The sequence below is a fragment of the Rhizobium sp. WYCCWR10014 genome (assembly GCF_001657485.1).
Taxonomy (GTDB): domain Bacteria; phylum Pseudomonadota; class Alphaproteobacteria; order Rhizobiales; family Rhizobiaceae; genus Rhizobium.
The window spans coordinates 1-2,500 of record NZ_LXFU01000011.1 but is presented as its reverse complement, the minus strand read 5'-3'; the positions used below and the strand labels follow the sequence as shown (position 1 = coordinate 2,500).

The 2,500-nt window shown below is 53.8% G+C and carries 1 tRNA gene and 2 rRNA genes (1 of these 3 cut by a window edge); all 3 read left to right on the top strand.

The annotated features are described in order from the left end of the window. Positions 1-1,755, top strand: a 23S ribosomal RNA gene (locus tag A6U98_RS00140); it begins 1,132 nt to the left of the window's first position. Positions 1,756-1,961: 206 nt separating this feature from the next. Further along, a 5S ribosomal RNA gene (rrf, locus tag A6U98_RS00135) occupies positions 1,962-2,076 on the top strand. Between the two features lie 214 nt (positions 2,077-2,290). Next, positions 2,291-2,367 (top strand) — tRNA-Met (locus A6U98_RS00130). Positions 2,368-2,500: the final 133 nt, after the last annotated feature.

Genomic DNA, 2,500 nt, shown 5'->3' with positions numbered 1-2,500 from the left:
AGTCATGGCTAAGTGGGAAAGGATGTGAGGATCCCAAAACAACCAGGATGTTGGCTTAGAAGCAGCCATCATTTAAAGAAAGCGTAACAGCTCACTGGTCTAAATAAGGGTCTTTGCGCCGAAAATGTAACGGGGCTGAAGCCATGCACCGAAGCTGAGGATTTGCGAGCAATCGCAAGTGGTAGCGGAGCGTTCCGTAAGCTGATGAAGGGAGACCCGTGAGGGCTCCTGGAGGTATCGGAAGTGCGAATGTTGACATGAGTAACGATAAAGAGGGTGAGAGACCCTCTCGCCGAAAGACCAAGGGTTCCTGCTTAAAGTTAATCTGAGCAGGGTTAGCCGGCCCCTAAGGCGAGGCAGAAATGCGTAGTCGATGGGAACCACGTTAATATTCGTGGGCCTGGTGGTAGTGACGGATTGCACAAGTTGTTCATTCTTATTGGATTGGATGGGCAGCGGAGCGGTTCCAGGAAATAGCTCCACCGTATAGACCGTACCCGAAACCGACACAGGTGGTCAGGTAGAGTATACCAAGGCGCTTGAGAGAACTATGTTGAAGGAACTCGGCAAATTGCACGCGTAACTTCGGAAGAAGCGTGACCCCATGCTAGGCAACTATTATGGGGTGGCACAGACCAGGGGGTAGCGACTGTTTATCAAAAACACAGGGCTCTGCGAAGTCGCAAGACGACGTATAGGGTCTGACGCCTGCCCGGTGCTGGAAGGTTAAGAGGAGAGGTGCAAGCTTTGAATCGAAGCCCCAGTAAACGGCGGCCGTAACTATAACGGTCCTAAGGTAGCGAAATTCCTTGTCGGGTAAGTTCCGACCTGCACGAATGGCGTAACGACTTCCCCGCTGTCTCCAACATAGACTCAGTGAAATTGAATTCCCCGTGAAGATGCGGGGTTCCTGCGGTCAGACGGAAAGACCCCGTGCACCTTTACTATAGCTTTACACTGGCATTCGTGTCGGCATGTGTAGGATAGGTGGTAGGCTTTGAAGCGGGGACGCCAGTTTCCGTGGAGCCATCCTTGAAATACCACCCTTATCGTCATGGATGTCTAACCGCGGCCCGTTATCCGGGTCCGGGACAGTGTATGGTGGGTAGTTTGACTGGGGCGGTCGCCTCCGAAAGAGTAACGGAGGCGCGCGATGGTGGGCTCAGACCGGTCGGAAATCGGTCGTCGAGTGCAATGGCATAAGCCCGCCTGACTGCGAGACTGACAAGTCGAGCAGAGACGAAAGTCGGTCATAGTGATCCGGTGGTCCCGCGTGGAAGGGCCATCGCTCAACGGATAAAAGGTACGCCGGGGATAACAGGCTGATGACCCCCAAGAGTCCATATCGACGGGGTTGTTTGGCACCTCGATGTCGGCTCATCGCATCCTGGGGCTGGAGCAGGTCCCAAGGGTTTGGCTGTTCGCCAATTAAAGCGGTACGTGAGCTGGGTTCAGAACGTCGTGAGACAGTTCGGTCCCTATCTGCCGTGGGTGTAGGAATATTGACAGGATCTGTCCCTAGTACGAGAGGACCGGGATGGACATATCTCTGGTGGACCTGTTGTCCTGCCAAGGGCATAGCAGGGTAGCTATATATGGACGGGATAACCGCTGAAGGCATCTAAGCGGGAAACCCACCTGAAAACGAGTATTCCCTATCAGAGCCGTGGAAGACGACCACGTTGATAGGCCGGGTGTGGAAGTGCGGCAACGCATGAAGCTTACCGGTACTAATAGCTCGATCGGCTTGATCGTTCTCATTGACTATGCTCATCTCCCGGCGAAGGCTTTGCCTTCGTCCGGATCGATGTGCCAGAAGGGAATAGGCAGTCGGCAATAGCCACTCCGCATTCGCTTCAATGACGTGTTCAAAATGCGATGACAATATCACTTCTGCCTGTTGGCAGATGCCTATTGCCTCATCCTCCAGCTTCTCAAAACAATAAGTTGCGCTTTGCCGACCTGGTGGTTATGGCGGGGTGGCTGCACCCGTTCCCTTTCCGAACACGGCCGTGAAACGCCCCTGCGCCCATGGTACTTCGTCTTAAGACGCGGGAGAGTAGGTCGCTGCCAGGTCTGCAAAACGCAACTTATGTAAAACAATCTTCTCATTCACAGACAACGGCCCAAAGCCGAAACAAAAGGGCCGCTCACAAAGCGGCCTTTCGTGTTAGAATACATAAGCAGGAAAACACGAGACAAATTGCAAGCAATTTGCTCGGGCAGTAAGCGTAAACCGCCAAAAGCGTTTTACGCAACCGCGACAAATCCCAAAGGGATTTGCGCTGGACGCGGGGTGGAGCAGCCCGGTAGCTCGTCAGGCTCATAACCTGAAGGCCGCAGGTTCAAATCCTGCCCCCGCAACCAATCTCCTCTTAAAGATCAGCACCTACCTTCTTATCGCTGGCGGAAAAGCTTCGCTTTCCCTGGCGATGGTAGCTCCTCGTCCTGCGGACCATAACCTGAAGGCCGCAGGTTCAAATCCTGCCCCCGCAACCAA